Raw genomic sequence first — 8,677 nt, 5'->3', positions numbered from 1 at the left:
AATATGTATTAGAAATTAAGGGCACAGTAGTCGAGCGTGCTGAAAATGTAGTCAATAAAAACATTTCAACCGGAGAAATAGAAATTGAAGCAAAAGAAATCAAAATTTTGAATAAATCTAAAACTACTCCATTCTATATCGAAGACCAGGTAGCTGTCTCCGATGATAAGAGATTGGAATACAGATATTTAGATTTACGACGTCCTGAAATGACAAAAAACATTATTTTGCGTCACAAAATAACGCAGTCGGTTAGAAATTATTTAGATAATGGTGGTTTTATTGATATTGAAACGCCTTATTTAACTAAATCGACCCCTGAAGGAGCTCGTGATTATTTAGTTCCTTCTCGTGTTCATCCTGCTCATTTTTACGCTTTACCGCAATCTCCTCAGTTATTTAAACAATTATTGATGGGAGCGGGGTTTGACCGTTATTATCAAATTGTTCGTTGTTTCCGAGATGAAGATTTGCGTGGAGACCGCCAACCAGAATTTACACAAATCGATATTGAAACAAGTTTCTTAGCACCCGATGAAATCCAAAGCTTTACCGAGAAATTATTAGCTAAGGTTTTAAAAGAGACGAAAGGTGTAGAGATACCAGTACCTTTCCCGCAAATGGGATATGATGAAGCGATGAGTCGTTTTGGCAGTGACAAACCGGACATTCGTTTCGGATTGGAACTTGTTCTGTTAAATGAAGTAGTCAAAGATTCTGATTTTAAAGTCTTTAGCGATGCTATTGCTAAAGGAGGAGAAGTTAAAGCCATTAATGTGAAAGGAGCAGCAGAACACTATTCGCGCAAAGAGATTGATGCATTAGGCGAATTTGTTGCTATCTATGGCGCCAAAGGATTGGCTTGGTTAAAAGTGGACGAAACTGGACTGAAAGGACCAATAGCTAAATTCTTTAAAGAAGACGCTGAAAAACTGATGGAACAATTAGCTGCCGAGCCTGGCGACTTATTATTGTTTGTAGCGGATAAAAAAGCTGTTGTAGCAGATGCGCTCGGAGCACTTCGTTCTAAATTAGGAAAAGAATTGAAACTTATTGATGAATCAGTTTATGCGTTCTTATGGATCGTGGACTGGCCATTACTAGAATATGACGAAGGAGCTGACCGCTTTACCGCAGCACATCATCCATTTACAATGCCTAGAGAATCGGATATTGCTTTATTAGAAACAGCCCCTGAAAAGGTACGTGCACAAGCATATGATATTGTTTTGAATGGCTATGAGTTGGGGGGAGGCTCCCTTCGGATCCATACTCGTGAAGTACAAGAAAAAATGTTCGCAGCATTAGGATTTTCAAAAGAAGAGGCGCAATCGCAATTTGGTTTCTTACTAGAAGCATTAGAGTACGGCTTCCCACCACATGGCGGAATTGCATTAGGCTTAGACCGTTTTGCCATGTTACTAGCTGGCGAAGAAAATATTCGTGAAGTTATTGCTTTCCCTAAAAATGGACGTGCAGCTGATCCACTAACTAAAGCACCTAGCTTAGTAAGTGATGCACAATTAGCTGAATTATCGATTACTACAACGACTAAAGAAGAAGAATAACCAAAAGAAACGAAGTGTGAGTAGAAATAGCTATTCACGTTTCGTTTCTTTTTTAGCATCAAAATTAGTTCCATGCTAAAAATAATATTTCACTTGTAATCTTTCACTAGTTTTGTCAGAATAAAAGAGAACAACGCAAAAAAGGAGGAGTAACATAATGACAACCAAAAGATGGACGGCTATTGGATTAGCCATTGGACTTTTTATATTATCTTTCGTTATCAGCGGTATGGCTGCCAAAGTGGCTCAAACCGACAAAGCAGAAAACATATTTAGTGATGCCACAAACAGATTACTTGGGCAATCAGAATTAATAGAAACTGTGGTCACTACTGGCGATGAAGCTAATCGAATAGCCCTTCTAACAGTTGATGGGACTATATTGGCGGGTCAATCATCTGGTTTATGGAGCACAACCGGATATGATCATAACTTTTTTCTAGAACAATTGGAAGCGGTAAAAGCAGATAAATCGGTTAAAGCCATTTTATTATCGATCAATTCACCAGGAGGAGGCACTTATGAAAGCGCCCAAATAAAAGACAGCTTATTAGAATTGAAAGAAACTACCGATAAACCAATTTATGTTTCCATGGGCAATCTTGCTGCAAGCGGTGGTTATTATATTGCAGCTCCTGCAGACAAAATATTTGCTGCTGAAGAAACATTGACAGGTTCTATCGGAGTTATTATGTCCAGCACCAACTTAAGTGAACTATATGAAAAGTTAGGAATTGAAGATACAACGATCAAAAGCGGTCGATTTAAAGATATTGGTTCTAACAGCAGACCCATGACGGAAGCGGACCAAGAAATTTTACAAAAAATGGTAGATAGTTCATATGATCGATTTGTCAAAGTGGTAGCAGAAGGAAGAAAAATGAACGAGAAACAGGTACGCGAATTAGCTGACGGACGTATCTATGATGGCGCTCAGGCTCTAGAAGTAGGTTTAATTGATGAAATAGGTTACCAAGAAGATGCTTTGAAGGCTTTACAAGAAGATTATCAATTAAAAAATGCTGAAGTATTTCAATATTCTACAGGAACTATTCCTTTTAGTTCATTGATGTTCTCGAAAGCAAGTCAGCTCTTTTCTTCAAAAAATACATCAGCTGAACTGGTAGAACAAATCACTTCTCAATTTGGAACTTCTGCAGCACCAAAGATGCTTTATCTATATGGGGGTGAATAAAATGAATACACCTGAATCAAATGAAAAAGGCAATACAAAAGAATTAAATATTGATGAATTAAAAAAAGCATTGGCTAAAGAAGAAGCGGAAAATATGCGTAAACGACGCCTGCAGAAGTTGGATGAGCGGCAAGAGAACAAAGCAAATGAAGAGAAGGAACAAGAACGAAAACCAGCTTCTAAAAAAATACAAAGCACTCCACGGACACCTGAAGAGCTACGTAGAGCACGCAGACTTTATTGGCAAGAAAAGCAAGAACAAGAGCAAGCAAAAAAAACACCTTATCATCGGTACCCCCAATTTTTTTATGCTGGTTTTTGGATTCGGTTCTTTGCCTATTTAACTGATTTAATCGTCATTAATAGTCTCACTCGTTTAATTCTAACTCCATTTTTCTTATTGATGCACCTACCAATTAAGACAGAGCTATTTTCTGCTTTTTCATTAAGTCAGTTAGCCCTATATTTAGGGTATTTTATATTATTGACTAAACTCACAAATGGACAAACGATTGGTAAAATGATTTTTGGATTACGTGTAGTTTGTTTTAAAGAAGAAAAATTAAGTTGGCTGACTGTTCTTATCCGCGAAGGTTTTGGTCGTTATATCTTAAAGACAATCAGTATTTTGTATTTAGTCATTCTTTTTACAGAGCGCAATCAACAAATAGCAGATATCTTAAGTGACACAACAGTTATATCGGAAAAAGTTTTAGCTGCAAGTAAATGGAACCAGTTGTCTACGGCATTTACGGAATAAAAGAAAAAATACAAAGTGACGAGATCCTCATTCTGTTTTTTTCATTGTTCTTTTCTGTAAACTGTCTTACAATGTAAGAAGCTTTAACGGAAAAGATTGGAGAAGGACGACTATGGTATTATTAGGATCACACGTATCAATGAGTGGAAAGAAAATGCTATTAGGATCAGCGGAGGAAGCTGCTGGCTATAATTCTAGTACTTTTATGATTTATACAGGAGCACCGCAAAATACAAGGCGAAAAGCCATTGAAGAAATGAATATTGAAGCTGGAACAGCCCATATGAAAGAAAAAAACTTATCCAATATTGTGGTTCACGCTCCTTATATCATCAATCTGGGAAATACACTAAAACCAGAAAATTTTGCCTTCGGAATTGAATTTCTAAAAGCTGAAATTATACGAGCAGAAGCTTTGGGAGCTAGACAGATAACTATGCATCCTGGCGCACATGTTGGCGAAGGAGCTCAATTAGCGATTGCTCAAATCATTAAAGGGCTAAATGAAGTGCTGCATAAAGATCAAGTAGCTCAAATTGCTTTAGAGACTATGGCAGGAAAAGGAACAGAAATTGGCAGAACTTTCGAGGAATTAGCTGAAATCATAAATGGTGTTACATTAAATGAAAAACTGTCTGTGACAATGGATACTTGCCACATTCATGATGCTGGGTACAATGTGAAAGAAGATTTTGACGGTGTCCTAGAAGAATTTGACCATGTTGTCGGCCTTGAACGTTTAAAAGTCATTCATGTCAATGATTCAAAAAATCCTCAAGGCAGTCACAAAGACCGTCATGCTAACATTGGATTTGGAACAATCGGTTTTGATGCTTTAAACGCAGTCGTTCATCATCCAAGTTTGAAAGACTTGCCAAAAATTTTAGAAACACCTTATGTAGGAGAAGACAAAAAGAATAAAAAAGCTCCTTACGGTTATGAAATTGATATGCTGAAAAAACAACAGTTTAGCCCCGATTTATTAGAAAATATTGCCAACCAAATAGGCTATTAAAATAAAGGATCCAAGAGAAAGCAACTCATTTCTCTTGGATTTTCTGTTTTATTTTCTAATCCGCGAAATTTATGGCATACTTAGAAAAAGAGTGTACCGAAATGGAGGAGAAGGGATGAAGAAAAAATTAGGAAGTATCCTTTTTCTATTGGTCTTATTTTTAGGTTCACCAATTGAAGCTTTAGCTGTGGATTATGCTATCGAAGCCTATAAAGTAGATGTTTCTATTTTAGAAAATGGTACTGTTGCATTCGATCATGCAATAACTTATGACTTTGACGGAGAATTTAATGGCTTTTTGTATACTTTGGATTATTTTGGTTATCAGAAACCAACGAATATCGAAGTAACAGTAGCGGACAGTCAGGGGAAGGAATCAAGTCCCTTTATAAAGAATTCTTCGCAGTTTCCAGGTACCTTTAAAATATACGAAGGTATAAGCAACTTAGACTTTACTGTTTTTGAATCCGGCAAAAATGAAACAAAAACAGTCCATTACAAATATGAAATACCTGGAATGATTGTAAATTATCTTGATACAGCAGAATTTAATCATAAAGTCATTGGTGGAAATTGGGAAGATCGATTAAAAAATGTTGAGATTGTTATTCAGTTGCCTAAAGCTGTGGCAGCTGATGAATTAAAAGCATGGGCTCATGGCACGTTGAGGGGTTCAGTAAAGATAAAAGATAGTCAAACAGTTATTTTAACCGTTGACTCTAATCCGAGTAAACAGTTTATTGAAGCCCATCTCGTATTTCCAACTTATGTGACGCCAGCTAATCCACATATAAAAGACCAAAAAGCATTAAAGAGGATTTTAATCCAAGAGGAGAAATTGGCAGAAGAAGCAAATGCTAAAAGAATGCGCGTTTTTTGGTCTATTGCTGCTTTATGTAGTATCTCGCTGATTACTCTTATTGGAGGTGTCATTTGGATAAGAGTACTGTCAAAAAAGGAAAAGAAAGAAAACGCTTTTTTGCCAGACCACCTTTATGAATTGCCAGACCACCTTTATGAATTGCCAGCTGACCTTACACCAGCTGTCATGTACAGTGCTGTTAAAAATCGAAATCCGCGTCCAGTTGATTTATCCGCAACTATCATGGATTTAGCTCGAAAAAAACAAGTTCGCTTAACTGAAATTTATCAAGAAAAAGATAAAAAAGGAAAGAAACAAGGTAAAAAAGAGACAACGTATTTGATCACCCGTTTGTCACATCCTGCTTATGTGCATTTGCTCCCGCATGAAAAGTATGCCATGAGATGGTTGTTAAAAAAAATTGGTTCTGGAAAAGAAGTCAGCCTACAAGCCATCAAAAATTACGGTAAAGATAATGCGGTAAAAGCTAAAAATTTTAATACAAATTATCAAAAATGGCAAAAAATGGTCAGAACTCAAGCTGGAGAATTAAAGTATTTTTCTAGATACAATACACGTGCTGTAAATATCGCTATTTTAACAAGCTTTTTATTGTTTATCTGTATGATAGCCACACTAATAATTATGGGGATATTTGAAGCTTTTTATGTTAGTGCAATAATCATTACTATTGGCAGCTTTGTTGTCAGTCTTTTTCATGGATACTATATGATACCTATTAGAACAGTAGCTGGAGAAAAAGCTGCTAAAGAGTGGACTGCCTTCAAGAAAATGTTAAAAAACGTCAGCAATCTCAATATGGCAGAAGTAGGCTCTTTGGTTTTATGGGATCATTTTCTGGTTTATGCTATTTCTTTAGGAGTGTCTAAAAAAGTAATCAAAGAGCTGAAAATTCAATTTCCTAAAGAAAGTATCGATACAATGGATGTTGGGTACTACTATCATAGTGATTCAATGTTTTCTTCATCTACTTTTCAATCTAGTTTCGAAAGTAGCTTTACTAGTGCTGTAGGAAGAGCAAACAGCGATATGAGTAGCAGCGGATCGGGATCGGGTGGCGGGTTCAGCGGTGGTTCTTCTGGCGGAGGTGGCGGAGGTTCTGGCGGCGGAGCTTTCTAAATACTAATGAAGAATAGATATATTGGTATCTTTCCGACTCAAGTCCCATGTATTTTCATTTGTTTTAATGTAAAATTACGTTATGATAATGAAGAAAAGATATTTTCTCAGATAAATTAATAGGAAGAAGGAATAGAAGATGAAAAAAGGTATGAAGATCACCATAGGGATTATTCCTGCGCTAATTATTTTAGCTGTTCCCTTTATCAGTTCATATAATGGTTTAGTGAAAGAAGAAAGCAATGTAGATGTAGCATGGTCACAAGTTGAATCTCAATTGCAACGTCGAAACGATCTGATTCCTAATTTAGTTAATTCGGTTAAAGGAGCCATGAATCAAGAACAAGATGTTTTTGGCGAAATTGCTGATGCACGGGCAAAATTAGGTGGAGCTGATACTGTAGAAGAACAAATTGATGCCAATAATGATATGAGCTCTGCTTTATCAAGGTTATTAGTTGTCGTAGAAAATTATCCAGAACTGAAATCCAATGAAAATGTTACGGCCTTGATGGATGAACTCGCTGGAACTGAAAACAGAGTGGCTGTAGAAAGACAACGCTATAATGAAGCTGTACAAGGCTACAACAACCGCGTGAGACGTTTTCCAGGCTCTATCATTGCTAATATGACTGGTTTTGAAAAGAAACCCTATTTTAAAGCTGTAGAAGGCGCAGAAACAGCACCGGAAGTGAATTTTGAATAAGGTGCTCTCTAAAAGCCGACTGGACGTTTTATTCATACGAGGAGGCAAATATGTGAAAAAAAGTTGGGAAAGCAAAACGTTTTTTTATTTCTTCAGTATGATTGCTTTAGCTCTTTTTTATTTTATCCCATTAAACGTAAACGCAGCTCCAAATTATCCTGATCCCTCTAAGGCATTTTATGTCTATGATGAAGCAAATTTACTCTCACAAGATACAGAAAAATTTATGATTGATGTAAATAAACACTATGAAGATACGACAGAGCAGCCACAAATTGTAGTGGCAACAGTAAACAGCCTTGAAGGTGATACCATTGAAAATTATAGTGAGAAACTGTTTAAAAAATGGGGTATCGGCGGGGAAAAATTAGATAACGGAGTATTGATATTACTCTCAGCTCAAGAACGTGAGGTACGTTTTGAAATTGGCTATGGGTTGGAAGGTGCATTGACAGATAGTGGTACAGGAGCTATCTTAGATCGGAATATCGAAGATATGAAAAACAATCATTTTGATACAGCTTTAAAGAATGTTTTTACAGAAACAGCAGTAAAAGTAAATAAAGAATACCAATTTGACAACGACGTCATCTTTTCAGGCTATCAAGTAGATGATACAGATTATGACGATGAAGAGGGAACAGGATTTCCAGCTATCTTGATTATTTTGTTCATTTTCTTTTTTGCTAGTAGCTTTTTCGGAGGAGGCGGCGGAAGCGGAGGTCCAGGAGGACGCCGTTCTCGTAGTGTATTGCCTTTTCTCATCGGAATGTCCGGAGGAAGCCGTGGAGGACGCGGTGGCGGATTCGGCGGTGGTGGATTCGGAGGAGGCGGCTTTGGCGGCGGCGGAGGTTTCGGCGGTGGCGGAAGCTCAGGTGGCGGCGGTTCAAGTCGCGGATTTTAGTCATTTTTAAAACATTAATTTGAGAAAAGGAGACCGACCCAAAAGGGTCAGCCTCCTTTCAATTTCTTAACGATTTTTTCTAAACATGTTTCAAGAAGTAGACTCAACGTCTATTCTCCTCTTTTGATTAAAAATGTTGTTTCTTACGATCAAGCTGTAACGTATTAACGATAATAGCTGCTGTTTCTTCAATCGATTTAGTCGCTACGTTGATCACTAAGCAATCCAGCTTTTGATACAATTCTTGTGCAAAAGCGAGTTCTTCATCAATTCGATCAATTTTTGAATAACCAGTTTCTGGGTTTAATCCATATGTGATCATTCGTTCACGTCGAATAGAATTTAAAACACTTCGATCATTTGTTAATCCTACAATTTTTTTGGGATCTACTTTCCATAATAAATCAGGGATATGAGCTTCAGGAACAAGTGGAAGATTAGCAACTTTATAATTTTGGTTAGCTAAGAACATACTTAAAGGAGTTTTTGAAGTCCTTGAAATACCGAGCAAAACAATATCTGCTTCT

The 8,677-nt window shown here is 36.9% G+C and carries 8 protein-coding genes; 7 read left to right on the top strand and 1 reads right to left on the bottom strand.

Translation table 11 applies throughout. The annotated features are described in order from the left end of the window. From aspS to RT405_RS03890, 7 genes are all read left to right on the top strand, one after another. Nucleotides 1–1,568, top strand: a 1,568-nt coding sequence (gene aspS / locus RT405_RS03920) for an aspartate--tRNA ligase (RefSeq protein ID WP_313467733.1), incomplete at its 5' end; no start/stop codon positions are given. Between the two features lie 157 nt (nt 1,569–1,725). After that, complete coding sequence (gene sppA / locus RT405_RS03915) at nt 1,726–2,763, top strand: signal peptide peptidase SppA (protein ID WP_313467731.1); 1,038 nt, start codon at nt 1,726–1,728, stop codon at nt 2,761–2,763. 1 nt (nt 2,764) lies between these two features. After that, nucleotides 2,765–3,523 (top strand): RDD family protein, encoded by a 759-nt coding sequence (locus RT405_RS03910; RefSeq protein WP_313467729.1) that lies wholly within the window; start codon nt 2,765–2,767, stop codon nt 3,521–3,523. Between the two features lie 112 nt (nt 3,524–3,635). Then, the gene (locus RT405_RS03905; RefSeq protein WP_313467727.1) at nt 3,636–4,538 is read left to right on the top strand and encodes a deoxyribonuclease IV; all 903 of its coding nucleotides are present in this window, start codon (nt 3,636–3,638) and stop codon (nt 4,536–4,538) included. Nucleotides 4,539–4,653: 115 nt separating this feature from the next. Next, nucleotides 4,654–6,540, top strand: a complete 1,887-nt coding sequence (locus tag RT405_RS03900; RefSeq protein ID WP_313467725.1) for a DUF2207 domain-containing protein — start codon at nt 4,654–4,656, stop codon at nt 6,538–6,540. 139 nt (nt 6,541–6,679) lie between these two features. Next, nucleotides 6,680–7,246 (top strand): LemA family protein, encoded by a 567-nt coding sequence (locus RT405_RS03895; protein WP_313467723.1) that lies wholly within the window; start codon nt 6,680–6,682, stop codon nt 7,244–7,246. Nucleotides 7,247–7,298: 52 nt separating this feature from the next. Continuing rightward, a complete protein-coding gene (locus tag RT405_RS03890; protein WP_313467721.1) occupies nt 7,299–8,150 on the top strand; it encodes a TPM domain-containing protein in 852 nt (283 codons plus the stop codon). A gap of 127 nt (nt 8,151–8,277) precedes the next feature. Here RT405_RS03890 and RT405_RS03885 read toward each other — a convergent pair. Next, the coding region (locus RT405_RS03885) for a kinase/pyrophosphorylase (RefSeq protein WP_313467719.1) at nt 8,278–8,677 on the bottom strand (400 nt) is incomplete at its 5' end.

This window comes from Carnobacterium sp., assembly GCF_032094055.1.
In the GTDB taxonomy this organism is placed as follows: Bacteria; Bacillota; Bacilli; order Lactobacillales; family Carnobacteriaceae; genus Carnobacterium_A.
The sequence above is the reverse complement of the archived record's forward strand: the minus strand, read 5'-3'. Positions and strand labels throughout refer to the sequence as shown.

Bases quoted from the DNA above. Each gene is read 5' to 3' on its own strand.
- RT405_RS03900 (WP_313467725.1), top strand. From the start codon at position 4,654: ATGAAGAAAAAATTAGGAAGTATCCTTTTTCTATTGGTCTTATTTTTA.
- RT405_RS03910 (WP_313467729.1), top strand. From the start codon at position 2,765: ATGAATACACCTGAATCAAATGAAAAAGGCAATACAAAAGAATTAAAT.
- sppA (WP_313467731.1), top strand. From the start codon at position 1,726: ATGACAACCAAAAGATGGACGGCTATTGGATTAGCCATTGGACTTTTT.
- RT405_RS03905 (WP_313467727.1), top strand. From the start codon at position 3,636: ATGGTATTATTAGGATCACACGTATCAATGAGTGGAAAGAAAATGCTA.
- RT405_RS03895 (WP_313467723.1), top strand. From the start codon at position 6,680: ATGAAAAAAGGTATGAAGATCACCATAGGGATTATTCCTGCGCTAATT.